The organism is Rhizobium terrae, from assembly GCF_003425685.1.
Lineage (GTDB): Bacteria > Pseudomonadota > Alphaproteobacteria > Rhizobiales > Rhizobiaceae > Neorhizobium > Neorhizobium terrae.
In genome coordinates this window covers 142,290-166,770 of sequence record NZ_QJKM01000002.1, presented here as the reverse complement: position 1 = coordinate 166,770, position 24,481 = coordinate 142,290, and the positions used below count along the sequence as shown (strand labels likewise).

The 24,481-nt window shown below is 54.2% G+C and carries 21 protein-coding genes, 1 tRNA gene and 1 pseudogene; 14 read left to right on the top strand and 9 right to left on the bottom strand.

Going from position 1 to position 24,481, the window contains the following annotated elements:
- Positions 1 to 35 precede the first annotated feature (35 nt).
- Both DMO26_RS03780 and DMO26_RS34900 read left to right on the top strand, forming a co-directional pair.
- On the top strand, positions 36 to 470 hold the full coding sequence (locus DMO26_RS03780; RefSeq protein ID WP_404947015.1) for a GNAT family N-acetyltransferase: 435 nt from the start codon (positions 36 to 38) through the stop codon (positions 468 to 470).
- Between the two features lie 69 nt (positions 471 to 539).
- Positions 540 to 898: pseudogene (locus DMO26_RS34900) on the top strand (VOC family protein).
- 58 nt (positions 899 to 956) lie between these two features.
- Here DMO26_RS34900 and DMO26_RS03770 read toward each other — a convergent pair.
- Positions 957 to 1,223 (bottom strand): hypothetical protein, encoded by a 267-nt coding sequence (locus DMO26_RS03770; protein WP_117190693.1) that lies wholly within the window; start codon positions 1,221 to 1,223, stop codon positions 957 to 959.
- Between the two features lie 106 nt (positions 1,224 to 1,329).
- On the opposite strand from DMO26_RS03770, the gene DMO26_RS03765 reads away from it, so the two are divergent.
- Positions 1,330 to 2,223 (top strand): DUF1499 domain-containing protein, encoded by an 894-nt coding sequence (locus DMO26_RS03765; RefSeq protein ID WP_117190692.1) that lies wholly within the window; start codon positions 1,330 to 1,332, stop codon positions 2,221 to 2,223.
- Between the two features lie 126 nt (positions 2,224 to 2,349).
- Here the strand turns inward: DMO26_RS03765 and DMO26_RS03760 are convergent, their stop codons facing one another.
- Entirely contained in the window at positions 2,350 to 3,261 is a 912-nt protein-coding gene (locus tag DMO26_RS03760) for an MBL fold metallo-hydrolase (RefSeq protein ID WP_117190691.1), read from the bottom strand.
- 269 nt (positions 3,262 to 3,530) lie between these two features.
- Between DMO26_RS03760 and DMO26_RS03755 the strand changes: the two genes are divergently transcribed.
- The 11 genes from DMO26_RS03755 (at position 3,531) to cysN (ending at position 16,782) form a co-directional block, all read left to right on the top strand.
- A tRNA-Gln gene (locus tag DMO26_RS03755) sits at positions 3,531 to 3,605 on the top strand.
- A gap of 957 nt (positions 3,606 to 4,562) precedes the next feature.
- Positions 4,563 to 6,131, top strand: coding sequence for a DegT/DnrJ/EryC1/StrS family aminotransferase (locus DMO26_RS03750; RefSeq protein ID WP_264319342.1), 1,569 nt, complete (start codon positions 4,563 to 4,565; stop codon positions 6,129 to 6,131).
- 11 nt (positions 6,132 to 6,142) lie between these two features.
- On the top strand, positions 6,143 to 6,913 hold the full coding sequence (locus tag DMO26_RS03745; RefSeq protein ID WP_162894701.1) for a class I SAM-dependent methyltransferase: 771 nt from the start codon (positions 6,143 to 6,145) through the stop codon (positions 6,911 to 6,913).
- 1 nt (position 6,914) lies between these two features.
- Positions 6,915 to 7,592, top strand: coding sequence for an acetyltransferase (locus DMO26_RS03740; RefSeq protein ID WP_117190688.1), 678 nt, complete (start codon positions 6,915 to 6,917; stop codon positions 7,590 to 7,592).
- Positions 7,589 to 8,563, top strand: coding sequence for a GNAT family N-acetyltransferase (locus DMO26_RS03735; protein ID WP_117190687.1), 975 nt, complete (start codon positions 7,589 to 7,591; stop codon positions 8,561 to 8,563). Before DMO26_RS03740 ends, DMO26_RS03735 begins: the two co-directional genes overlap by 4 nt.
- A gap of 1 nt (position 8,564) precedes the next feature.
- Entirely contained in the window at positions 8,565 to 9,482 is a 918-nt protein-coding gene (locus DMO26_RS03730) for a glucosyl hydrolase (RefSeq protein ID WP_117190686.1), read from the top strand.
- The gene (locus DMO26_RS03725; protein ID WP_162894700.1) at positions 9,455 to 10,840 is read left to right on the top strand and encodes a glycosyltransferase; all 1,386 of its coding nucleotides are present in this window, start codon (positions 9,455 to 9,457) and stop codon (positions 10,838 to 10,840) included. The genes DMO26_RS03730 and DMO26_RS03725 overlap by 28 nt, the downstream gene beginning before the upstream one ends.
- A gap of 9 nt (positions 10,841 to 10,849) precedes the next feature.
- A complete protein-coding gene (locus tag DMO26_RS03720) occupies positions 10,850 to 11,758 on the top strand; it encodes a sulfotransferase family protein (RefSeq protein ID WP_117190684.1) in 909 nt (302 codons plus the stop codon).
- Positions 11,759 to 12,012: 254 nt separating this feature from the next.
- A complete protein-coding gene (locus tag DMO26_RS03710) occupies positions 12,013 to 13,854 on the top strand; it encodes a glycosyltransferase family 61 protein (RefSeq protein WP_162894699.1) in 1,842 nt (613 codons plus the stop codon).
- A 114-nt stretch (positions 13,855 to 13,968) separates the two neighbouring features.
- On the top strand, positions 13,969 to 14,868 hold the full coding sequence (gene cysD, locus DMO26_RS03705) for a sulfate adenylyltransferase subunit CysD (RefSeq protein WP_117190681.1): 900 nt from the start codon (positions 13,969 to 13,971) through the stop codon (positions 14,866 to 14,868).
- On the top strand, positions 14,869 to 16,782 hold the full coding sequence (gene cysN / locus DMO26_RS03700; RefSeq protein WP_117190680.1) for a sulfate adenylyltransferase subunit CysN: 1,914 nt from the start codon (positions 14,869 to 14,871) through the stop codon (positions 16,780 to 16,782). It abuts the gene before it with no gap.
- A gap of 126 nt (positions 16,783 to 16,908) precedes the next feature.
- On the opposite strand, the gene DMO26_RS03695 is transcribed toward cysN, so the two are convergent.
- From DMO26_RS03695 to DMO26_RS03665, 7 genes are all read right to left on the bottom strand, one after another.
- Positions 16,909 to 17,796 carry a class I SAM-dependent methyltransferase gene (locus tag DMO26_RS03695; RefSeq protein WP_205421171.1) on the bottom strand — a complete coding sequence of 296 codons (888 nt, stop codon included), beginning with the start codon at positions 17,794 to 17,796 and terminating at the stop codon, positions 16,909 to 16,911.
- Positions 17,797 to 17,930: 134 nt separating this feature from the next.
- Positions 17,931 to 18,800 carry a glucose-1-phosphate thymidylyltransferase RfbA gene (gene rfbA / locus DMO26_RS03690; protein WP_117190679.1) on the bottom strand — a complete coding sequence of 290 codons (870 nt, stop codon included), beginning with the start codon at positions 18,798 to 18,800 and terminating at the stop codon, positions 17,931 to 17,933.
- 10 nt (positions 18,801 to 18,810) lie between these two features.
- A complete protein-coding gene (rfbD, locus tag DMO26_RS03685; protein ID WP_117190678.1) occupies positions 18,811 to 19,695 on the bottom strand; it encodes a dTDP-4-dehydrorhamnose reductase in 885 nt (294 codons plus the stop codon).
- Positions 19,692 to 20,756, bottom strand: a complete 1,065-nt coding sequence (gene rfbB, locus DMO26_RS03680) for a dTDP-glucose 4,6-dehydratase (RefSeq protein WP_117190677.1) — start codon at positions 20,754 to 20,756, stop codon at positions 19,692 to 19,694. Before rfbB ends, rfbD begins: the two co-directional genes overlap by 4 nt.
- A gap of 16 nt (positions 20,757 to 20,772) precedes the next feature.
- The gene (gene rfbC / locus DMO26_RS03675) at positions 20,773 to 21,345 is read right to left on the bottom strand and encodes a dTDP-4-dehydrorhamnose 3,5-epimerase (protein ID WP_117191015.1); all 573 of its coding nucleotides are present in this window, start codon (positions 21,343 to 21,345) and stop codon (positions 20,773 to 20,775) included.
- Positions 21,346 to 21,437: 92 nt separating this feature from the next.
- Positions 21,438 to 22,532, bottom strand: a complete 1,095-nt coding sequence (locus tag DMO26_RS03670) for a glycosyltransferase family protein (protein ID WP_117190676.1) — start codon at positions 22,530 to 22,532, stop codon at positions 21,438 to 21,440.
- The gene (locus DMO26_RS03665; protein ID WP_162894698.1) at positions 22,532 to 24,217 is read right to left on the bottom strand and encodes a glycosyltransferase family 2 protein; all 1,686 of its coding nucleotides are present in this window, start codon (positions 24,215 to 24,217) and stop codon (positions 22,532 to 22,534) included. Before DMO26_RS03665 ends, DMO26_RS03670 begins: the two co-directional genes overlap by 1 nt.
- Positions 24,218 to 24,481 lie beyond the last annotated feature (264 nt).

The following is a 24,481-nucleotide window of genomic DNA, read 5'->3' as shown; positions in this document are numbered from 1 at the left end:
ATTTTGGGTGATGGGATAATTTACGAACCGGAACGATCATGACCGCCATAACCGTTCTCACTGTCCCAGTCTTCAGCACGCTCTGCAACGAGGCATTCCGCCTGCGCCGGGAAGTCTTCATCATTGAGCAGAATGTGCCGCCGGAAGAAGAGTTCGATGCCGATGACCTGAGCGCCTACCATGTGGTCGCCATCAAATCCGGTGATGTCTGCGGCACGCTGCGGGTCATCCTGGCCAAGGACTATGTGAAGATCGGTCGCGTCGTCACCGGCATCGCCTGGCGCGGACAGGGCGTGGCGAGCGCCATGCTGCGCCACGCGATGGAAGAGCACAAGAACGTCCGCGACGGTCGTTTCCACCTTGCCGCCCAGAGCGACAAGATGGCGCTTTACGAACGTTTTGGTTTCAAGGCTTATGACGGAGAATTCCTCGACGTAGGCATTCCCCATTTCAATATGAAGAACTTCTGAAAACCACGTCCTCACGCATCCGCTCACCGTGTTATGATCACCTTAGCCGAGGAGAAGAGGGAGGCTCATATGCCCCGTCTGGACCACGTGAATATCCACACCCACGATGCCGGGCCGATGATTGCATTCCTGGAAACGGTGCTGGGTGCCAGGTAAGGCTTCTGGCCGCCCTTTCCCTTTCCCGGCCACTGGCTCTACCTCGACGAACATCCCTTCATTCATCTCAATATCGTCGAGCGGGATGGCGATCCCCCGCCGGCATGATCAACCACGTGGCCTTCGCCTTTTATGAACGCGATGTGGTGTTGAAGCACATCGAGACGACGGGATACCGCTTCGAACACGATACCATCCCCGCGACCGATATCGGCCAGATCTTCGTCTACGGCCCGGGAGGGATCAGGATCGAGCTTCAATACCGCTGCTGACATGGCTCCCGGCGGCCGATGAACCTTGCCCGCCGCCGGCCGAAACGCAGCGATCTGCCTATCGCCGCTCCACGATGACCCGCCGCTCGACCACCATGGGCGGCCACATCATGCGGTCGGCGCGGGTTTGGAGTGCGCGCGAATCGGCACGCCGGTCAAGCTCCAGATCCAGCATACAGCGGGCCATCGCATCCGTACCCCGGCGAAAACCATATCCGGCGCAGGTGTTTTCGTCCGCCGCCCGTCGCTCCTCCGCGGTCATGGTCTGGCAGGCGGCGAGCGGTGCGGCCAGGGCGGCGAGGATAAGAAGTCGGTGAAGGCGCATGGTCTTAATCCTTTGCTTCCGCGGATGAGAATCCGTGAATTCCATTCCAGGCGAAGCTGTTTTACACATGGGCGGTTAAATTCGCCACGGAGCCTGTTCCGATCCGATGACCGTCCGTTTCGTCCGCCCCGTTTCCCATTCGGCCTATGCCGCAAGGCGGCTTGGTTTTTCGGCGCTGGCGCTTTTTCTGATCGCCACGGCGGCGCATCGGTTCGGCCCGCTGACGACACCCGATTTCCTGGCGCTTCTCTTTCTTTCGGCTGTCATTGCCGCCGTTTCCGTGCCTCTGTCGCTGATCGGCCTGATGCGCCTTTGGCAGGTCGGGGCTGAAGGCGGCGCCGCTGCGGCCAAAGGCCTGTTTTATGCTGCGATCCCGCTCGGCGTGGTGGCGACAGGCGCCTTCTATTATTACACCCTGCCGGCGCTTTACGATGTGTCCACCGATCTTTCAGATCCCGCGCCGTGGATTGCCGAGCCGCAGGTGAACCAGCAATGGCTGCCGCGGCCTCTCTTCATCAGCCCCGTGGGTCGGCGTGCCCAGTTCGTCGCCTATCCCGGTTTGACCGGCAGACGTTACGAAGGCGCGCTCGACCGGGTCTATGAGGGCGTGACCAAGGCGGCACTCTCCGCCCGGATCGCAATCACCAGGAAGGAAGGCGTGGAGCTCGTGGCGCCGGATATTTCCGAACGTCCCGCCCGCCAGGACGAGCAGGCGCCGGTGCCCGACGTCGCACCGATCCCCCTGCCGCGGCCCGACCCCACCCCGGTGCCGATTTTCGGCAATAGCGGCGATGTTCTTCTGCAGGGGCAAACCCGCACGCTGATCCTCGGCCTGCGCTTCGATCTCGTCATCCGGTTGCGCGAGGATGCGGACACGACGTCGGTCGACATACGCGTCGCCTCCCGCTACGGATCGCACGATCTCGGCATCGGCGAAGCGATCGCCGAGGACTTTCTTGACCGGCTGGATACGGAACTGCTGGGCATTGCCGGCGGCTGATCGCCGTCGGCTGGGGTTATTGCGGAAATGCCGGCGGCACGGCGAATATCCGCCAGCGGCAGGTGAAAACGGAATTCCAGGCATGGCATGTGGATCGGAGGGACCACGGCACCTGCCAGGATCCCATCAGGTCAGCCAGTAGGCTCCTGCCAGCGAGGGTGGACCTTCGGTGAGGACGAGGCCTTTTTCCACGAGATCTTCCAGATGGGCTAGCACCGAGAGCGCCGCTGCACCGTGCAGGCGCGGGTCGGTGTTGGCATAGATCACCTTCACCATGTCGGGGATCAACCGGTCGCCGACGCGGATGCGCTCCAACACGGCGCGCTCGCGCATGCGCCGGTGGGTTCTCAAGCCTCTCAGGAAAGCAGCCGGCTCTCTCACCGGCCCACCATGTCCCGGCAGAAAAATACGGTCTTCGCGGAGCAGTAGCTTCCCGATCGATTCCATAAAGTCCGCCATCGATCCATCCGGCGGGGCCACGATCGTCGTCGCCCAGGCCATCACGTGATCGGCGGAAAACAGCACGCCGGTGCCCTCCAGCGCGAAGGCGCAATGATTGGCGGTATGTCCCGGCGTGTGAACGGCCGAAATCGCCCATCCATTACCTTCGAGGGTTTCGCCATCGGCAAGTGCGATGTCGGGAACGAAGCCGGTATCCGAACTTTCTGCGAAAGGATTGGCTTCGCCGGCATGCAGCGGCCGCGACGGCCGATGCGGGCCTTCGGCGACCGTGAGCGCTCCAGTCGCTTCCTTCAGACGGCGGGCTAGAGGGGAATGGTCGCGATGCGTGTGGCTGACGAAAATATGGCTGACCTCGCGCCCTTGAAGTGCCGCCATCAGCGCTTCGAAATGCTGATCGTCCTCCGGCCCCGGATCGACCACGGCAACCGCCGAGCGGCCGACGATATAGGTATTGGTGCCATGGAAGGTGAAAGGGGAGGGGTTGTTGGCGGTGAGCCTCTGAACGTGCTCCGTCACCTGAACGGGGGTGCAATAGTCTGGCGAGAATTGAAGGTCGAAGGTGAGATCCTCTGCCATGTGGGGGCTCGGCGTTTTCATTCTGTCAGGGAATATTGATGATAGGTCTAGCATTGCTGCTTGCGCAGCGCATGTGAAAACTGCCTTAAGAAAATGGGAAAGTCGCCAGGCCGACCCCCCGAACTGGCCCGGCCGGCTGATGCATCCAATACAAGCCGCCGGAAAATCGGAAAAAAGTAAAGTTAGGCGTTGAGACGAAAGGAAAGCTTTGCTAGAGCAGGCCGCACCTGCCGGGACGACAGATTCCATCGCCGCTGTCCGTCCTTCGTTGGGGCGTAGCCAAGCGGTAAGGCAGCGGTTTTTGGTACCGCCATCCCCTGGTTCGAATCCAGGCGCCCCAGCCAATTGTCATTTCCCGTTTGGAAACGGATAGGAGCTTGCTATGGCCTCTGTTGTGGCATCGAGCTGCTATCTATACAGTGTCGAAAAGCTTGCGGTTATCGTCATCGAAGTGGCAGGCGGGAAAACGCGGGGATAAATTAGATTTCACGCTGGGATGTTATAGTTTGAAGGAGGGTTCATTATTATATTTATTGATGAAATTCAAAATATATTCATGAGTACGCGCCGAGTATCAATGTTAATTCGAATTTACCGCAAACATTAATGAATATATACTTATTTTTACATCTAATTTATAAAAAAATACTGGAGGAATTGACAAAAATCATGAGTGGGATGCGGCATCCCTTCTCCGCAAGCAATTTTCCCGTCGCAAAGTTTTTTTTGAATTTCCACCATAGTAATATTTTCTCGCCAAAAAAATCCACTGAATATCTTCGAAAAATAGTAGGATATTTCGCGTTTCGGGGTTGGTGTTTCTTGCTCTGGGCGTCGTTATTAAAACACATCGCTGCCGACTTTTTCGGCATTGTCGTAAAGTCATTGCTTACTTAGGGCTGCATTAAGCTGCAAATAAGATAATGCCTAGATAACCTATCTGGAGCGCGCGGCAGTTTTAGCCGTGAGGCGCGACAGTATGCTTTATAATCTATCCGATATAAATTGCCTATTTCTAAGCACATATGGTCGATTTCTCCATTATATTTTGTAAAACAGTATGTATATATTGAGAAATATAAGCTGTGTATATGTATTAATTGCATATTATCTGATGAACGATAGAGGTTTACTTAAAACTCCTAGCGTTATTCACGGGCTTAATTTCTGGAATAGGGTCCGATGTGCCCGCTGTTGCAGACTGCGCCCTTGCTATCAAAAATGGTATCTCCTATAACCCAAAAAAAGTGCAAAGGATGGCTCTGTCAGGGCAAACGGACTTCGTAGGTAGGTAACCAAACGTGACAAGCAACCAAATTCCACGACTAGTTCCGATACAGATGATTGCAGACGAGAGCGGGACGTTGGGGGTTGTCGAGGATATTGGGGGCGAGCCCATTTCCTTTGAGCGCTTTTATTTCTTTGCCAGCCTGCAGCCCGGAGCGCGACGCGGTGGACATGCGCACAAGAAACTTAGGCAAGTGTTTGTCGTGTTTCGAGGCTCGGTAAAGATTGATATCAAAAGCAGCACGGAATCGTATAGCTTTCATCTGATATCGAATGATCAGGCTCTTGTCTTACCTGCAGGCTATTGGCGAGACTTGTACGACTTTAGCCCGGACGCGCTGGTTGGAGTTATCGCCTCCGACAAGTTTGATGAGGCCGACTACATTCGCGACTGGGATGCTTTCGTCGATTGGGATCGGGCTCAAAGGCATACAGATATCCCCTATCTCGACCTTTCGCGCTACTCCTCGATCATTGGCACTCGGGTGATTAATGCGATCAGCGAGGTGGTGTCCTCGGGGCCGCTCATCGGTGGTCCGGAAGTGGAGCGTTTCGAGGCGGCATTTGCGGCTTATTGCGGGGTTTCCGACGCAGTAGGCATCGGCAACGGGCTTCAGGCGCTGACCCTCGCGCTTCGAGCGGCCGATATAGGTGAGGGGCGAGAGGTAATTCTCCCGGCCAATACCTTTATCGCCACGGCGTTGGCCGTAATCGAGGCTGGCGCCAAACCTGTGCTCGTTGATGTCGAGGAAACCACTGGCCTTATCGATATGACCGCCGTGGAAATGGCCATTAACGACAGCACGGGCGCCATCATTCCGGTACATCTATACGGCCACCCTTGCGATATGGACCGTCTGTCCGAGATCGTCGGCACTCGTCCCATCTTGATTTTGGAAGACGCCGCCCAGGCACATGGTGCGCTTTATAAAGGCAGGCGTTGCGGAGCGCTTGGTCACGCCGCTGCATTCAGCTTCTATCCTACCAAAAACCTTGGTGCGGTTGGGGATGCGGGCTGCGTGACCACCAATGATCCGGCCCTTGCGGCCCGGATTCGCCTGTTGGGGAATTATGGCACACGGCGGAAATACGAGCATTTGGAGATCGGGACAAACTCGCGCCTCGACCCGGTGCAGGCCGCGGCCTTGAATGTAAAACTGCCCTATCTCGAGAACTTCAACGCGCGGCGCGTGGAACACGCAGATATTTATCTGCGTAGATTGCAGAACCTACCCGGCCTGAGCTTGCCCCATGTCCATGAATGGGCGCGGCCGGTCTGGCATGTATTCCCGGTCAGGGTAGCTGCCGATATTCGTCAGGATTTCTTGTCCTACCTAGCCAGCAATGGTATCGGCACGAACATACACTATCCCACACCTATTCACTTGCAGCCCTGTTTCAGCTCGATGGGCCTCGGCCAAGGTAGCTTCCCGATATCTGAAAAGCTTTCAGAGCAACTAGTTAGCTTGCCACTCGATGCGACCCACACTACCGCCGAGATTGAACGTGTGGTCGAAGTCGTACGTACGTTCTGCCTTGGCGTCCGGCGATCGGAGTCGGGGCCTTTGGTCTTGACGATGTAAGGACCATAATCATGACCGATTTGGCATCGGATGCAAAAATTGATTTCGCCCAGGTTGAACTTTCCTACGAAGGCTTTCGAAGCCTTGCTCGTAACCCGCATCTTTCGGTTCACGGGCGAATTGGCTTTCCCGACAGCTATAGAGAAAGCCACGAGCCCAATATTTTTGCCGACATCCGCGCAAAGCTGCCTGCGTTGGACGCTCGCCAGAAACGGATCCTAGACATCGGGCCGGGGTGTGCCAATCTCCCGCGGATGCTGATGGCGCTCTGCGAAGAACAGGGCCACGAACTCAGGCTGATTGATAGCCCCGAAATGCTGTCCCAGTTGCCCGATGCCGGGCATGTGCGAAAGCACGAAGGAGCGTTCCCAGGCTGCATGGCGCGGGCCGGCATCGCCGACGTGCAATTTGACGCTATTCTTTGTTACAGCGTCCTGCACTATATGTTTATTGAGACCAATCTGTTTTCGGTTGTCGATGCAACCGTTCGCGCTTTGGCTCCGGGTGGTCGCGCGTTGTTTGGAGATATTCCAAATCTTTCCAAGCGCCGCCGTTTCTTTGCAAGTGAAGCCGGCCACGCCTATCACAAGGCTTATACAGGCAAAGATGAAGCTCCCGAAGTTCAGATTTTCGAGGATGCCACCGGTCGCATCGACGATAGTGTTCTTCTGGCTATGATGCAGCGGGCTCAACAGGCGGGCTGCGACGCTTACCTCGTCCCTCAATCGCGCGACTTGCCGATGGCCAATCGTCGGGACGACCTCATTATAGGAAAACCGTGACATGAAAGTCGGTGGAAAGCTGCTAATCGTAGGCACCAGCGAGATCGGTGCGATGGCGCATCAATACTTCCTGCATGATTCCCCCTACGAGCCTGTGGCCTTCACTGTCGATGAGCAATATTTGAACAGCGACAGTTTCGAGGGCTTGCCGGTCGTCGGCCTTTCTCAGATAGCTGATTTATACCCACCTCAGGACGTTAAGGTGTTTGTCGCTGTCGGTGATGGCCAGCTGAATCGAATCCGTATGTCCCTTTATGCTCGGTTGGCGGCGCTCGGATACGACTTCGCCTCCTATGTCAGCTCCAAGGCCTTCGTCTGGCCCAATGTCCAGATAGGACGTAACTGTTTCATCCTTGAGCACAACGTTTTACAGCCGTTTGTTACCATCGGTAATAATGTCACGTTATGGAGCGGCAATCACATTGGTCACCGCAGCGTGATTGAAGATGACGTGTTTATAAGTTCGCATGTGGTGGTATCGGGCTTCTGCACAGTGGGGGCGCGATCATTTATCGGTGTCAATGCCGCCATGGGCAATGGCGTAAAGGTGGCGCCGGATAATTTTATTGCCATGTCCAGTAGTATCCATGCGTCTACCGAAGCGGATGGGATATACAAAGGAAATCCGGCTGAACGGCAGAGTGTCTCGGCCAAGCGGTTTTGCAGGGTTCGCGAATGAACGCAATCACTGTCGCGCCCTATGATGCGATGATGAAGCAGGCATGGAATGCTTTCAACCGTGATGCCGTGAATGGACATTTCCTGTTTGATCGCAATTTCATGGAGTATCACGCTGACAGATTTGATGACGCCTCCCTCGTGCTTTTGAAGCAGGGGGTCGTTGCCGGCATTTTTCCGGCCAGTCGGGCCGGAACGCACTTATACTCTCACCAGGGCCTGACCTTCGGTGGCCTCGTCCATTCTCAGGACCTCCGGATAGACGAAGTCCTTGAGATGTTTAATGCGCTCGGCGAGCATGCGAAGGAAATGGGTGTCGATTCGATCGTGTATAAGGCCATGCCGACGATCTACAATCGTGCCCCTGCCGAGGGCAGCATCTATGCTCTTTTTCGGAACGATGCCATTTGCAGAAGGCGCGATACGTCGGCTACGATTGATTATCGTGCCCCGGGCCAACGGTCACGCAGACGTGCACGCGCCCTTCGCAAGAGCCAGGCAGCCGATCTCCAGCTGGTATGGGACAAGGACGGTTGGGAGGAGTACTGGCAGGTCCTCGCGGAAGTGCTGGCTCGGCGCCATTCTCGTTCACCGGTCCACACTTGCAGCGAAATCCGCATGTTGGCGGACCGGTTTCCCGACAATATCAAGCTGTTCGTCGCCAAGAAAGACGATGCGACAGTCGCCGGCGTGGTCATGTTCGAAACTGAGCATGTAGCGCACGCCCAATATATCGCCGCCGGTTCCCGTGGTCAGGAATTGGCGGCGCTCGATGCGATTTTCGATCATCTCATCGGCCATTATGCTGGTTCGAAGCGCTATTTTGATTTCGGCATCTCGACGGAGCAAGAGGGGCGGCATCTCAACACCGGTCTCGCCGACTACAAGCACGAATGGGGTGCCGGCTGTGTCGTCTACGATACATATCAATGGCCTCTGTCGTCGTGGCCATCTACCAAAAGCGGATATTGACATGGGTAACTGGCAGGACCTGGGGCTGGTATTCCCGGTGGGCGGCCAAACGCCCTGGATGGCATCGCACGGCTACGTACCAACCGCATGCGTGCAACAAGACCGGATACGCGTTTTTGCCGCCTTCTGGGATGCCGAGCAAGTTGGCCGCATCGGATATGTGGATTTCTCCCGCCAGGATCCGTCGAAGGTGATTGGTTTTTCCGAGAAGCCGGTCCTCGATGTCGGCATCCCTGGTGCCTTCGATGAGCACGGGGTGACGCCGATGTCGGTGGTCGCGTATGCCGGAGAACTGAGGCTATACTACGCGGGCTGGCAACGGTCACCGACCGTGCGCTATTTTTTGTTTACCGGCCTGGCTAGCAGCAGGGACGGCGGCGAAACATTCACGCGCTATGCGGACACGCCCGTACTTGACCGCGTGCCGGATCACCATCTCGTTAGAACCGGGTTCTTCGACCATCAGGACGGGCTCTGGAAAGCCTGGATTGCCCAGTCGGATGGCATGATAGATGTCCAGGGAAAACCGACGCCTACCTACAGTCTCTCCTATACGCAGAGCGATGATGGCATCTCCTGGCCCAAAAAGGCGATGCCTTGCTTCAAACAGGGAGAAGACGGCATATTTGGTTTTGGCCGGTCGGCCATGTGGCGGGACGATCACGGTTATCACGTGATGCTCTCAGTTCGGCGTCTGAACGGTTACCGGATAGAATACGCCCGTTCGTCGAATGGAATTGATTGGAGTGCGCCTGACGACAGCGGCTACGGCCTGTCCCCTGAGGACACGAACACCGGTGAGCGCGAGACGATGTTTCCGAGCGTCATCAAGGTCGATGGCGAGATGTATGTTTTCTACAATGGCGACAGGTTTGGCGAGGCAGGCATCCGATGCGCCCGCTGGAGGACGAACTTTTGATGGAATTGGCTTCGAATTTGCGCGAGTTGGTTAAAAGGGGCCAGTTGAACGACGCGCTGGACCGGTTGATTAATTTTTTCCGCGATATGGAAACCAACCTTCAGTTCGCCGGAATGTCTTTTCCGTTCCCGGTCTATGACGATATATGTGCGTCAATCGGCGAAGCATCGGCCTTTCGTTTGCTGGCGCCCGGGCGGACCCTGACAGAGATGGATCATGACGTCGTGGTCGTCACGGAAGGTATCTTCCAGGGCGGCCATGTCGAGTTGATACGCGATATTGCCGATGCCTGCGAGCGAAAGCTGCTGATTGTCGCGACCAACCTTCACAATCATTCCGGGAGCGTCGTCGTCGTCCGCGCCCTGCGGGCGCATCCCAACGTAATAGATGTGATAACGCTTGATTCATCGAAGCTGATCACGCGCGTTCAATCGCTTCAGGCCTTAATCGCCAATCCCAGCGCGAATAGAATCATGGCGATGTGCCATAGTTACGATGCGGTAGCAATTTCCGCCATTGCACCGGTAAAGGACAAGCCGGTACTATTCTTTCATCACTGCGATCACACCCCGTGCCTGGGGTGCTACATGTCGCATGCCGAGCATATCGATCTGCACAATGTCGCTTTTCAGCAATGCCAGCACGAACTGGGCCTTGATCCGGGTTACATCTGCATGACCTCCCGCGAGAGCGGAACCCGCCGCGACGGTTCATCTTTTGCAAAACCTGTTTTCAAAAGTATTTCGTGCGGAGGAGAACACAAGCTCTTGAATTTTAAATATCCCATCAGCTATCCGGATGTCGTTGTCGAAATAATTCGCAGCAAAGGCGGAACCCATTTCCATGTGGGAAGGATATCTGGTGATTTCGTCGAACATGTGCGCGGTGCGCTCTTCGCGGCGGGTATGCCGCCGGAATCTTTTGTGCATATCGGCCATGTGAGTGGATTCCGCGAAATTATCCATACCTTGGAAATCGATCTTTATGTTCCTACTTTACCGCAAGGTGGAGGTAAGGCATCGATCGACGCGATGTCCGCAGGCACGCCAGTTCTCGTCCATGAGAATGCACTTAGCCGCCTGTGGGGAGGGCGTGATCTAGTCTATCCGGAAGCGCCGAACTGGAACGATCTTGGGACCTTGAAAGACTGTTTGCGTAAATTCGACGACGAGTCCTATTGGCGAGATCAGGTAAGGGCAAGTCGCGCTTATTTTGAAGCCAATCATTCCAACGAGCTTTTCCAGAAGATGTTGGAGGCGAATGGGCGGCTTCCGGGAGCAGTGCCTCCGCCCCTTAAGCCTTATCGGCCGAGCTATCACGTAAGATTGAATGCGGCTATTCTTCCCGCTAGAAATTAGGAGCATGTTATGAAACGAATTTTCATAGGCGGACTTGGGCGTTCCGGCACGACGATTACGCTGAGTGCTCTCTATCATCATCATGAAGTGCTGGCTTTCCCGGTGGAAACAAAATTCCTTGTCGAAGAAGATGGGTTCGCCGCAGTTATTGATGCTTTAACTTGCAACTTTTCAGTCGCATGGGCAATGGCTGCCGTTGATCGGTTCGAAACGCTTATGAGGCGGCAGGTAACTGGGCTCGACGATAGCAAATTTAAGCATCAAGAGGTGCTTCCCATCATAAAATTCACCAATTATGAAGAGGCGCTGAACGAGTTTACTCAACTCATTCGAGCGCGGTCATATTTTGATGATCCCGCACCGCTCTTGGCCGCAACCCGTAAATTTGTAGATCAAACATTTGATGATGCGGCAAGAAGAGAAAACTATGGAGCATGGGTTGAAAAAACGCCATCAAATATATGGCGAATAGATTTGCTCCGTACACTTTGGCCGGATTGTTACATTGTTCATTGCATACGTGACCCGCGTGATATCATGCTTTCCTTGTTGGAACGCCGATGGTTGCCCACTAATATAGTGCAAGCTTTGACCATCTTCGAAAGCCATCTTGCAGCCTTAATCAAGGTCCGCCGCATACATATGAATAATCCTAAATGGCTGGAGTTACGATTGGAAGACTTGGTTGAGCATACTGAGCCGACATTGGCTAAGTTAGCGGAGTTTGTTGGTCTGGCTCCCTACCATAATGAGAAAGTGGCATCGGTTTCTGGGTTGATGAACGCCTATTACGAGAAGAAGGGACCATCGAGTATCCATCTGACGCCCGAAAACCGTGACTTGATCGTTAGTTGGTTGCGCCCTGCAGTGGTCGAACTGGGATATCCAGCAACTTGGGGAGCCGTCAGCGAGCCTTGATTGCAGTAGCTTCTGCGCCATTGGCAAAACCGCCCAAGCATGATGTTTATCTTGTGGCCGACTGGATATGCTTGTTTTGAGCATTGGCGAAGCTGCTGTTAGCTCATGTTTTGAGTTCCATACCAACTAATCCTGAAAAGCGATCCATTGAAAGCAGGTTTGTCACAAGGTGCACGATGCGCGCGATTTCGTATTTGTTACTGGTCCAAGATTCTTTTCTTCCGGGGAAGGATTAGATAACGGGAGTAATAAAATTGAAAGCTGCTGACAATTCTCTTGCGCGGATATTCGATACAACAGCATATACCTCTGCAGAGATGGAGGAAATAGAGTATATAATTGGGTTCGATCGGGCGTTTTACCGAGAAAAATATCCTGATGTAAATGAAGCGGGCATGGATGTCCTGGATCACTATCTGCGATACGGAGTAAATGAAGGTCGTAAACCTGCTGAGGAAAGCGCAATACGTATTCCTGGCGGAAATAGAACCTGGTTGGAAGACATAATCGGTTTCGATCAATCTTTTTACGCTCGAACTTATCCTGATGTTGATTCCCGCTATCCCGATCACCTAGTACGGTATGGCCTGCGTGAAGGGCGGATTCCGTTTGACTTTCATGATAACTTGCTCCCCGAACAGGTTCTTTGGAGTATCATGGACCAACTGCATTTGAATCGTGCAGTACCGCTGGAACACTGTGCTCAATTAGACGCGACCGCTTGGAAGCCGTTGGTGAAAGCGCTGACAGCGTCTGCAGCACAATTAAGCTTCAGGCCGAAGCCTAATCGCAATAATTATTGGCTCGCTCTGGCAATAGGTTATCTGGCTCGTGGCGAGCTAGGCGCTTCTGCTTGTTGTTATAATTTCTTTTTCAACGCCTATATTCCAAATCATTGGCTGGGTAATGCGCGTCAGCGAATGGTCGGAACTGGCCGTATCGTAAAAGTTGCGGAAGCGGTCGCTTCATTTGGAGATGTTCTTGCTACGCCAAAAGTTGCTACCTCGACAATTGTTCAAGATCCGGTTTTCCTAAACCGACCTTTAACGACGCTCGCAACTGTTGATCTCCCTCTGCCAGAACCGGTGTATGGCACTCTTTCGAACGTGGAAGTGATTGGTGCAACCAGTTTGATTGTTCAATCGGCACACAATGTTTTCTATGATTACACCGAAACTGGCCCACGCGCTCGCGAACTTCAATGCCCAAATATTATCCATCTGATAGAGGATAGATGTTCGTATTATCTGCCTGTGAAATCCTGGTCTGTGGATGAAGCCTATTGGATGCTGCATGATCACGGCAGTAATTATCATCATTGGCTATTGGAAGTATTGCCGCGTTATTTGCTTGCAAGGGAGAACGGACTGTCGCCTTCGGTGCCGTTATTGGTGGACAACAACATGCCGGCGCAATTAAAGGAAATCTTGGCTGCGGTATTTGGTGGTCCACCCCCTCTTATTGAAGTTACGCGAGACGCGGCCGTTAAGGTCGGTTGCCTTCACGTCGCTACGGACATCTGCGTCACCGCCGTCCACACTGAGCGGGAGCCGCTTCCGGGCGACATGCTTATATCATCAACTGCGATCAAAATGTTGAGAGCGTTGGCAAAGCCGTACTTCAGGGATGTCGACGGAACGTTCGAAAACGTTCACATCATCAGGCGCAATGTTACACACCGTCGTCTTGTAAATCGCCAGAACGTCGAAGCAGCTATGAATGAGGCGGGACTTTGGGGCTTTGATCCAGGTGAAGCAAGTTGGGCTCAGCAAGTAGCGGTATTCTCAAATGCTCGTCTGATCGTGGCGGAAGCTGGTGCGTCACTTGCCAATCTCGTATTCTGCCATCCCGGCGCGACGGTGATTGTGCTTGTGTCGGGACATCCTTACAGCAACTTCTTCTACCTTTGTCAGCTCGCGAAGCTTACTAACGTACGGCTGTTCTTCCTGGAATGCTTAAGGCTGGATAATACCCATCCGGTCGGCGTTCAAGAAGATATGATCGCGCCCTTGGGTGTTTTAAACACGTGGGTGAAGCGGTTCCTCGCGGACCCAAACTACGACCCCGCGGACGACATCAATGAACCGGTGCGGTAACGCATGATTGTGCGACATTGGGTCGAACCTCTCCGTGAAGGTAATGGTTTGTAATCGTGCCCAAACCATGTAGAGACAGACATATCCTGATCTTGTAATTTAGAATGATTTACTATGCATCTCTCACATCTGGATCGGCTTGAAGCCGAAGCGATTCATATTTTCCGCGAGGTGGCGGCGACATTTTCTAAGCCGGTGATGCTCTATTCCGTCGGCAAGGATTCGTCCGTCATGCTGCATCTGGCGCGAAAGGCTTTTTATCCGGCTAAGCCGCCATTTCCGTTCCTGCATATCGATACGACCTGGAAGTTCAGAGAAATGATCGACTTCCGCGATCGTACGGCGGCCGAACTAAACTTGAACTTGCTTGTCCATATCAACCGTGAGGGTCTCGAACAGGGCATGTCGCCTTTTGCTCATGGCACGAGTATGTATACGCACGTCATGAAGACGGTGGCCTTGCGTCAGGCGTTGGATAAGTTCGGTTTCGACGCCGCGTTCGGAGGGGGGAGGCGGGACGAAGAAAAGTCCCGTGCAAAGGAACGGATTTTTTCGTTCCGTAATGCCTCCCATTCCTGGGATCCGAAGAGCCAGCGGCCGGAGATGTGGAAGACCTATAATACGCTAGTAACTCCGGGGGAATCGATTCGGGTTTTTCCACTGTCGAATTGGACGGAAATCGATATCTGGCAGTACATTCTTCGGGAGAAGATAAAGATCGTTCCGCTCTATTTTGCTGCCAAACGGCCCGTGGTCGAGCGGGACGGCATGCTGATCATGGTCGATGACCACCGTATGCCGATCGGACCTGACGAGATCGTGGAGGAGAGAATGATCCGTTTCCGGACATTGGGATGTTATCCATTGACCGGTGCGATCAGCTCTAGTGCGTCGACGCTGGAAGATATCGTGCGCGAAATGTCGGTTGCGCGGACCTCCGAACGTACAGGCCGACTAATCGACAAGGACGAAAACGGCTCGATGGAGAGAAAGAAGAGGGAAGGATATTTCTGAATGCAGGCTGGCGTAGCGGATTTTCTCCGCACCAAAAAGGGTGAGTTTCCCGACCAAGAAGGAAATAAGTCGCTCCTCCGGTTTCTGACCTGCGGTTCAGTGGACGACGGCAAGTCGACGCTTATAGGGCGTTTGCTTTACGACACAAAACTTCTTTTCGAGGACCAGATCGTCGCGCTTGAGAACGACAGCAGGCGGCATGGCACCGCCGGCGACGATATCGATTTCGCTCTTCTGGTTGACGGGTTGGAAGCCGAGCGCGAGCAAGGCATCACAATCGATGTCGCCTATCGTTTTTTCACCACCAAACGTCGCAAGTTCATTGTTGCGGATACGCCCGGTCACGAAGAGTATACGCGCAATATGGCAACTGGCGCCTCGACGGCAGACCTTGCCGTCGTGCTGATCGATGCCCGCAAAGGTGTTTTGCAGCAGAGCCGGCGACATTCTTACATCGCGTCCCTGCTGGGCATAAAGCACATCGTTCTGGCGGTGAACAAGATAGATCTCATCGGTTACGAAAAGGTGGTTTTCAGTCAGATAACGGATGACTATCTCCGGTTCGCCGCGGACCTGGATTTTGCAACGATCCAGCCGATTCCTCTTTCGGCCCGGTATGGCGATAACGTCATCGCGCGGTCGGCGAATACCCCATGGTACGATGGTCCGAGCTTGCTTGATCATCTTGAAACGGTGTCGATAGAGAACCTTTTCGCCGGAAAATCCTTTCGGTTCCCGGTACAATATGTGTCGCGGCCCAATCTCGATTTTCGTGGATTTTCGGGCCAGATCGCTTCCGGTCGAATACATATCGGTGACAGAGTAACCGTTGCCAAATCCGGCCAGTCGTCAAGCATCAAGGAGATTGTAACTTTCGACGGCCTGCTCGAGGAGGCGGTCGAGGGGCAGGCGGTCACTCTTGTATTGGAGGATCAACTCGAGGTTTCGCGGGGAAACGTGCTGGTCGCCTCCGATGACCGCCCGAATGTGGCGGATCAGTTTCAGGCCCACATTATCTGGTTCGACGCCGATCCGATGATTCCCGGAAGAAGCTATATATTGCGAACCGAGACCGATAGTGTCGGGGTAACGGTTACAGCGCTCAAATATTGCGTCGATATCAATACTCTTGCGCATCTGGCGGCGAAATCGTCACAGATGAACGAGATTTCGGTTTGCAATCTCGCGACGCAGACGCCGATTGTTTTTGATCGTTATGCTGACAACCGGGTGATGGGGAACTTCATCCTGATAGATCGCTTGTCCAAGCGAACGATGGGCGCAGGCATGATCGATTTCCCGCTGCGTCGCGCCGAGAATGTGCACTGGCAGTCGCTGGAGGTTACCCGCGGTGCAAGGGCGGCCATCAAACATCAGGAGCCTGCGGTAATCTGGTTTACGGGTTTGTCCGGCTCCGGAAAATCTACCGTCGCAAACTGGCTTGAAAAACTTCTTTTGGCAAAGGGCCGGCACACCTATATCCTCGATGGCGACAATGTGCGTCATGGCCTGAACAAGGATCTCGGTTTTACGGAAGAAGATCGGGTGGAGAATATCCGCCGCGTTGCCGAAGTCGCCAAGTTGATGGCGGATGCGGGTTTGATTGTGCTGGTTTCCTTTATTTCCCCGTTCCGGTCCGAGCGGCAGCTTGCGCGTGAGCTTTTCGAAAATGGGGAGTTCATGGAGGTATTCATCGACACGCCGATCGAGGAGTGTGCCCGGCGCGACCCTAAAGGCCTTTATAAGAAGGCGATGCGCGGAGAGATACAGAATTTCACGGGCATCAGCTCTCCCTACGAGCCGCCAATGAATCCGGAGCTTCATCTCAACACAATGGATGAAACTCCGGCTAACCTGGCGCGGAAAATCGAGGCTCACTTGGAAAGCCGAACAACCGGCCCTCGCTCTCGCTGATCTATCCGGAATAAGGGTATTCTGAATCGTGCGTCGACAGGGAGTCCCATCGACGGCGTGATTTCGGAACAGCTGCTCGGGAACACAAATTCACTAACCTCGACCTGAACCGTAGGACCGCGCAGCTTATTTCGTTGCTGTGAAAACGAAAAACGGCGAGCCGAGGTGGCCGAAAGTCGGCCCCCAGTAGTTATGTGCAGCGGCCTGAGAAAAACCGGCAGCGCGCAGATCATCAAGCATGCTCCAGCCGAAATGCTGGAAGCAGAGCGAGCCGCCCGAGGACATTGGGTTGCCATGATACTCGAGCGGAAAATCCGAGTGCACGCTTCCATCAGGAAGCAGGATTGCCCTGATTTCCGTCATCTTCTGATCCGGGAAAAATGGTACGGTGAATAATAGTTTTCCTCCTTTTCGAAGGACGCGGCAGCATTCCGCGAAGGACGACCGAAAATCTGGGATATGCTCAAAGACATCCTGGCTAATGATGAGGTCGAAACTGTCGTCTGCAAAAGAAAGTTGCGTTAAATCCTCATGCCGCACATTTGAGAAGGTGCCAACGGCATGCAAAGAGCCGGCGGGAACATCCGGCGAAACATATTCGCTTCCAACGGCGCTTGGAAAACGCCTCTTCCATTGCTGAAATCCCGGTGTAATCGCCTCCGGCAGATAAATCTTGGCACCGGGCGGAAGTTCGAGCTTGTTGGCGACGAAATCCCACACCGCCCTCATACGGCTATTCATGCCGCAGACCTGACATAATAATAGTTCGGTCCACGCGATATACAGGTTGCCGTTGCCTGCGAAAGTCAGCGACCAGTCGAAGGTCATATCGCGGTGCTCGGAACAGCAGGAGCAAAAAGCGCGCAGGCTGAATCTTTTCGGCTTATGGATATGGAGATAGTCCTCCTCATTCAGCAGGAGGCTGTTGGCCGCAACATCCGCCCGCACTGAATCCCATTCGCCCCATGATGAATAATCCTCGAGCCAGATCGATGGTAAGCCCGATTTGCTCATGATCTCTGATCTCCCCTAAGTGTTAAAAGGTTAAACACGCTTTCGGTAATGTTTTGCGCGCAAGTGCGCGCAGTGAACACTAAAAGCGTCATCATTTCTCAAGTTTTTGTCGCGTAGTCGGAAGTATTGAGATGTTACTCGTCGGCAGCTATTTTCAATAGATATTTCCCATAGGCCGTCTTCGAGTACAGGTTTCCGTATTCAATCAATTTCTCGAGCGTAATCAGGCCGTTCAGATAGGCGATTTCCTCGATGCAGGCTATATTCGTTCCCTGGCGATGTTGAATCACTCGAACGAATTCCGAGGCCTCCAAAAGGCTGTCATGCGTGCCGGTATCCAGCCATGCAAAACCGCGCGACATGCGCTCCACAAATAGCGAGCCTTTCTCCATGTAGATGCGGTTCAAGTCGGTAATTTCATATTCCCCGCGCGCCGAAGGCTTGAGTTGCTTTGCATATCCCACCACATTGTTGTCGTAGAAATAGAGGCCTGTCACGGCGAAGCGGGATCTGGGTTGCGCCGGTTTTTCTTCGATGCTTATTGCGTGACCATCAGTTGCCAGTTCCACGACGCCGTAACGTTCCGGGTCGTCGACCTCGTAGGCGAAGACCGTAGCCCCGGTTTTGCGATTTCGCGCAGATGAGAGAAGTTCGCTCAATCCGGCTCCGAAGAAAATGTTGTCGCCGAGGATCAGCGCCACATTATCAGAACCAATAAAACTTTCGCCAATTGTAAAAGCCTGTGCAAGCCCGTCCGGACTGGGCTGTATCGCGTAGGAGATCTTGAGTCCCCATTTGGATCCATCCCCGAAGAGTATTTCATAGCTGCCAATATGCTCTGGGGAGGAAATGATCAGAATGTCACGGATCCCCGCCAGCATAAGCACCGACAGCGGATAGTAGATCATTGGCTTGTCATAAACAGGAATAAGCTGCTTGTTGACCGCGAGAGTGGCTGGATGAAGGCGCGTGCCGGAACCACCTGCGAGAATAATACCCTTCATCGTTTCCTCTTTATTTTTCGCTTTTGTGCAGCTGCTTCAGGGTTTCACTCAAACTTTCCCGCCAACCTCGTGGGGTTATTCCGTAGTCCCGTGTTATCTTGTCTGTCGCAAGGCAGGAATATTTCGGCCTCTTGGCCGGTGTAGGATATTCTTCCGTCGTGATCGCTTCAAGCGCCGGCACGTTGCCGCCGTAAGCCGCACTCAGATTGAATATCTCGCGTGCAAAGCCGCACCAGGTGGTGCGCCCCTCGTTGACGAAGTGATAGGTTCCCGTGGGGGTGTCGCGGTCGGCGACCTGATTGAGGGTCACTTTGGCAAGCACGTCTGCGATATCCTTCGCGGATGTGGGAGAGCCGTGTTGGTCATCAACCACGCGAACAAAAGACTTTTCTTTGCCCAAGCGCAGCATAGTCTTTACGAAATTGTTCCCGTGACTGCTGAATACCCAGGCAGTTCGCAGAATTAGATGTCGGCTATTGCCGGTTCTTACGGCCTGTTCACCGGCTTCTTTTGATGCTCCGTAAATGCCGAGCGGCGAGACCCGATCGTCTTCGCCATAAGGAAATACGGCTGTTCCATCGAAAACATAGTCGGTGGAGACGTGGATTAATGGAATGCCCGCTTCGGAAGTCGCGGCGGCAAGAGCGGCGGGTGCAAGCGCATTGACCTTCCAGGCGGTGAGGACATCACTTTCTGCCTTGTCGACTGCAGTGTAAGCTCCGGCGTTGATCACGGCATCGAAGCGGTTGGCCAAAACATAGGCGGCCAGCGAGTCGCTGTTGGACAGATCGAGTTCCGCGCGATTTGGCAATACAAGTCGCACGTCCTCCGGCCAGGCATAGCGAGCCAGCTCTCCACCTACCTGGCCGCTGCCGCCGGTCACCAGGATCTTCATGGCTTCGATCCGCTCAGCCCACGGCGAGCTGCCGCCTGGGTCTCGGCCAGAATATCGCCCCACCATTTGGTGTTGGCCAGATACCATGCAACGGTCTTTTCAATGCCGCTCTCGAATGTCTCGGTTGGCGACCATCCGAGCTCGGTCCGTATTTTCGTAGCATCGATGGCATAGCGCTGATCATGACCAGGGCGATCGGCGACGAATGTGATCTGAGTTCTGTAGGACAAGCCATCTGAACGGGGTTGCAGCTTATCCAGAATATCGCATATCGTTTCCACGACATCGATATTGCGGCGCTCCGAGTTGCCGCCGATATTGTAGCTGCTATGCGGCCGCCCCGTTTCAAAGACCACTTGCAGCGCTCTCACGTGATCCTCGACGAAAAGCCAGTCTCTGACGTTCGACCCATTGCCATAGACCGGCAAGCTTTCTCCTGCCAGCGCCTTGACGACCATCAGAGGTATGAGCTTTTCGGGAAAATGGTACGGGCCGTAGTTGTTCGAGCAGTTCGTAATCAGAACCGGCAACCCGAACGTATGTCCCCAGGCCGAAACGAGATGATCCGCACCGGCTTTGGTGGCTGAATAGGGCGAACGCGGATCGTACGGGGTCGTTTCGACAAAATATCCCGTGTCGCCCAGCGATCCGAAAACCTCGTCTGTGGATATGTGATGAAAGCGGAAGCGTTCCCTGCCGTCTCCGTCGAGGTTGCGCCAGTATTCAAGAGAAGCAGCCAGCAAATTATAGGTACCGACAATATTGGTCTGCACAAACGCTTTGGGCCCGTCGATGGAACGGTCGACGTGGGATTCGGCAGCCAGATGCGTGACAATATCGGGCCGAAAGTTCGTCAAGGCGGCGCGTACCGCCTCTTCATCGCAGATGTCACCCTTGACGAAGCTAAAGCGGGAGGACTTGTCTACCGGTTCGAGTGAGCTAAGCCTGCCGGCATAGGTCAGTGCATCGAAGACGAATACCTCGTGAGGAGTGTTCTGCACGAGATGACGTACCAGAGCCGATCCGATGAACCCGGCTCCACCGGTCACAAAAACACGCATGGATTTTCTCCCGAATCTATACTTCTACCAGCTCTAATGGAGCGCCATCGTATTCAAAAGGGCTCTCGAACTGGGAAAGAAAGGGCTGGACGTCGTCTTTCTTGCTCAACGTCGGAATTATGCCGTCGGGAATTGGCCAATCGATTCCAATGTCCGGATCGTTCCATCTGATCCCGCCATCATTGGCGGGGGCATAAACGTTCGAGACTTTGTAAATCACTTCCGTGTTTGGCTCGAGCGTCAGGAATCCGTGGGCAAATCCGATGGGAACGGACAGCTGACGGCCGTTCTCGGCAGAAAGCTCTGCACCCACCCACTTTCCGTAAGTAGGAGAGCCTCGGCGGATATCGACTGCGACGTCGAAAATCCGGCCCCGAATGCAGCGCATCAGTTTGGCCTGCCCAAAGGGGGGAGTTTGGAAATGTAGACCCCTTAAGGTACCCGTCGGCGCGGAAAAAGAATGATTGTCCTGAACATACCGCGTCGCGATACCGAAATTCTGAAAGGTTGCCTCACTATATACTTCAGTAAACCAGCCCCTGTCATCACCATGACGCTTCGGATTTATCAGCACAACTTTGGAACTCATGTCATTTTGCCAAATCATCTGCAGTAAACTTCTGCCTCTGTCACCGTTTCATACGCAGCCGATCTGGCGGAAATGCCCGGAAGAACTGCGGGTCAATCAACCCCAGACGCCGAAAAGAAGTCAATGCTCTTTTTGGCTATTTCAGACATTTCCGAGACCGCCATTCGAGTCGCCTGTGCGATTTTCGATCGCTCATGGGGATCATCGATGAGTGCTATGAGCCTAGAATACCAGAGTGCCGGGTCATTCGGCAAACGGATCTCATCCCCATCGGTCGCCCCGTAAGCCGGGCACGCAGAAAAGATCGCGGCCGCTCCATATCTTGCCACGTCGATTTTTTTTGTAGATGCTCGGCAATCGTTGGTTCTGGACGGGAGGAGGGGTACGAGAAAGATGTCGATCGACCGGGATGAGGCTTCGGCCAGATATTCCGGCCACGAAACCTGCCGGCGGACAGATACCCGTTCCATGTTTCGCCAGACGGCTTTGCTCCTAGAATTCACGAATACCTCAAAACGCGCTTGCGGCCGATCTTGCAGGACACGTTCGATGATTGGTTTCAGAAAGAAGTGCTCGCGTATATGGATTGAGGTCCCGTGATAGCCGATTGTGACGATATCGGAATCCGTGCTGCTCCCGCCGTTTAACCTGTTGCTTGAGGAATGTTCAAGCAACGGAGCCGGCGGCAGGACAGTGGCATGCCGATGCCTGGAAGCCAGGACCTCCGTCGAGGTCCACAAAATGTCGAGATGCTGGTTCAATCGCCGTATTGGCCAAATCGCCCGGATGAAAAGCCGCCAGCGATAACCCAGGGAGGCTTCTTGGTCGGCAAGCAGGGCAGGAATGTCGTCGTCGATGAATAGGCAGACCGCTGCTAGTTCCCTGGCATTTTCTTCGATCCAGTCCAGAATTGGACCGGACATATAGCGGCAGATGATGACCGCGGCTCCAACCGGGTCGAGGACGGGCATGGGTCGGTCGCGGATATCGACAACAAGAATTTCGCTTACGTCGGTTTCGGCAAGACGAGCCGCGAAATAATAGTCGTAAGTGGGGTTGGGGAACTGTCCGAAAACGATAATCCTCGCAACGCGCCTCGGAGCAGCGTACTTTCGCTTCCTCGGCATCGGGCGAAGTAACCGATGCTCCAGCCAAGATAGCAGCGTTTCCCGGCGGTCGCCTGCCATCAGGCTTTTCTCCCCGAGAGATCGCGGGGAAACGGTTCAAGCGTATGGCTTTCGGCGTGAAGCGTCAGGTTTGGATTATAATAGGGATCTCGAAGGAGGAGGGTGCCCCATCTTTCGTGCATGACCCTTTCCTCGTGGGCAAACCTGCTGAGTTTCGCCGCGCTGTCGTCGGAACCTCTGGAAACCGATTCCCGATGTATCAGCTTAGCTCTCGGCGTCCAGATGATGCGCTTGCCCATCCGACGAAGTTTCAGGCAATAATCTACGTCGTTGAAGGCAACCGTTAAATCCTCCTCGTCCATTCCGCCGACCGCGCTCCACAGGGACTTAGTCGTTAGCAGGCACGCGGCCGTTACCGCCGATACATCCCGTCTCTGTGCGAGCAGCCCGTTGTCCTCACCGCCTTCGGGGTCGATGAAATGATAGCTGTGGCGGGCGACCGAGCCCATGCCGAGAGTGACGCCGCCATGCTGAACAAACCCGTCGGGGAAAAGCAAGAGCGCTCCAACGGCCCCGATATCAGGGTCGCGCAGTTCTGCAATCATATGGGACAGCCACGAGGTCGTCGGGCTTTCGATATCGTTGTTGAGCAATAGGATGTTTTCATATCGTGCTTCGCGCACACCCAGATTGCAGGCCTTCGAGAAATTGAACGCGCCTGGCATTGAGATGACTTTGCAGTCCTTCTCCGTCGAGAGCTTTTTCAAATAGGTGATCGCATCGTCTTCATTGCTGTCGTTGTCGATGACGATGATCTCGACGGAGTTCCTGTCGTTGTTGCGCGGGATGCTGTCGATGCACTTCCTGAGCAGGTCGGCCCTGTTTCTCGTTGGAATAACGATGCTCACCGGTGCGGGCATGCCGTCGTATTTTTCCGGTAGCTTCGGCTGGCGGGGCGCAATCCGCTTCGTCATGCGATGCAGGAGAATTTCGGGGAGGTGGATGACCGATGGTTTGCCGCCTGCGGAGTTGATCAGAATTTCACCAATCGGCGCCGTCCTGAGATTCATATCGGCGCGAATGCTGGAGAGGCGAATCAACGCCCCTTCGAGAGGTAGCCAGCCGGACAGAGCAAGGGGCGGGTTCCATGCCGGTTTGAAGAATGGAGCAGTCGGCAGTCCTTTTCCATCGATGTCGTCCTCGTCGCAATAGACGGCGGTCAAACCGGGATTGTCTTGGAATGGCGTTGCCAATTTTCGTAGGGCGTCGTCTTCAAGATACATCCCGGCCGGCAGCCGCATCCAAAGAAGCGCACGATGTTCCACGCCGAGGGGATCGAGCTGCGCCATGTCTGAATCTGACCACATAAGGATATGACAGTCTTTCTGGCTCGCCAGAGATGCCAGGGTCTTTCGCCTCAGATGTTCTGGGCCATCTTCGACATAGACAGCAACCGATGGACGGTTCTGCCCGGACAGGGTAAGATCCGCCTCTTTTGCCGCGAGGCGATGCGCGGGTAGCCACTCCTGGTAAGAAGGCGACGAAATGGTATCGTAAAGCCTTGCGAACCGGAACAGGACGCCTTTTATATTGCCTTTCAGAAGCAGCTTGGTGATGCGTGCTATCGCGCGCGGAAATACTGCATACGTCGAAATTACGGCGCGGAATAGGGAAATAGGCCTCATTTCGGCAGTAAACGAAACCTTACCGGCCGAAGGGTCGAGCGCCTCGACTGCGATCGACATGGCTTCGACATGCCGGGGTGCCCAGACGTAAAGTTTCCGAGGGCCGTTCGATGGCAAAAGGAATGATCGATAAAGAGTGGACGGAACTCTGTTGTTGCGATTGAATGCGACACGTATCCTGAGCGCCACTTTTCTTGGATCGGAGTGGATCGTGACAAGGAGTGGCTTGCTCGCGATACTTTTACATGCCGATTTATTGGGCCATATCGGCATATAAGTCGGAATCACATCATTACCTTGTTGGTTCGAAAATAACCGTGCTTT

Bases quoted from the DNA above. Each gene is read 5' to 3' on its own strand.
- cysN (WP_117190680.1), top strand. From the start codon at position 14,869: ATGCAGGCTGGCGTAGCGGATTTTCTCCGCACCAAAAAGGGTGAGTTT.
- cysD (WP_117190681.1), top strand. From the start codon at position 13,969: ATGCATCTCTCACATCTGGATCGGCTTGAAGCCGAAGCGATTCATATT.
- DMO26_RS03740 (WP_117190688.1), top strand. From the start codon at position 6,915: ATGAAAGTCGGTGGAAAGCTGCTAATCGTAGGCACCAGCGAGATCGGT.
- rfbB (WP_117190677.1), bottom strand. From the start codon at position 20,756: ATGCGTGTTTTTGTGACCGGTGGAGCCGGGTTCATCGGATCGGCTCTG.
- DMO26_RS03760 (WP_117190691.1), bottom strand. From the start codon at position 3,261: ATGGCAGAGGATCTCACCTTCGACCTTCAATTCTCGCCAGACTATTGC.
- DMO26_RS03670 (WP_117190676.1), bottom strand. From the start codon at position 22,532: ATGGCAGGCGACCGCCGGGAAACGCTGCTATCTTGGCTGGAGCATCGG.
- rfbD (WP_117190678.1), bottom strand. From the start codon at position 19,695: ATGAAGATCCTGGTGACCGGCGGCAGCGGCCAGGTAGGTGGAGAGCTG.
- DMO26_RS03730 (WP_117190686.1), top strand. From the start codon at position 8,565: ATGGGTAACTGGCAGGACCTGGGGCTGGTATTCCCGGTGGGCGGCCAA.
- DMO26_RS03735 (WP_117190687.1), top strand. From the start codon at position 7,589: ATGAACGCAATCACTGTCGCGCCCTATGATGCGATGATGAAGCAGGCA.
- DMO26_RS03665 (WP_162894698.1), bottom strand. From the start codon at position 24,217: ATGTCGATCGCAGTCGAGGCGCTCGACCCTTCGGCCGGTAAGGTTTCG.
- DMO26_RS03695 (WP_205421171.1), bottom strand. From the start codon at position 17,796: ATGAGCAAATCGGGCTTACCATCGATCTGGCTCGAGGATTATTCATCA.
- DMO26_RS03765 (WP_117190692.1), top strand. From the start codon at position 1,330: ATGACCGTCCGTTTCGTCCGCCCCGTTTCCCATTCGGCCTATGCCGCA.
- DMO26_RS03725 (WP_162894700.1), top strand. From the start codon at position 9,455: ATGCGCCCGCTGGAGGACGAACTTTTGATGGAATTGGCTTCGAATTTG.
- rfbC (WP_117191015.1), bottom strand. From the start codon at position 21,345: ATGAGTTCCAAAGTTGTGCTGATAAATCCGAAGCGTCATGGTGATGAC.
- DMO26_RS03770 (WP_117190693.1), bottom strand. From the start codon at position 1,223: ATGCGCCTTCACCGACTTCTTATCCTCGCCGCCCTGGCCGCACCGCTC.
- DMO26_RS03720 (WP_117190684.1), top strand. From the start codon at position 10,850: ATGAAACGAATTTTCATAGGCGGACTTGGGCGTTCCGGCACGACGATT.
- DMO26_RS03745 (WP_162894701.1), top strand. From the start codon at position 6,143: ATGACCGATTTGGCATCGGATGCAAAAATTGATTTCGCCCAGGTTGAA.
- rfbA (WP_117190679.1), bottom strand. From the start codon at position 18,800: ATGAAGGGTATTATTCTCGCAGGTGGTTCCGGCACGCGCCTTCATCCA.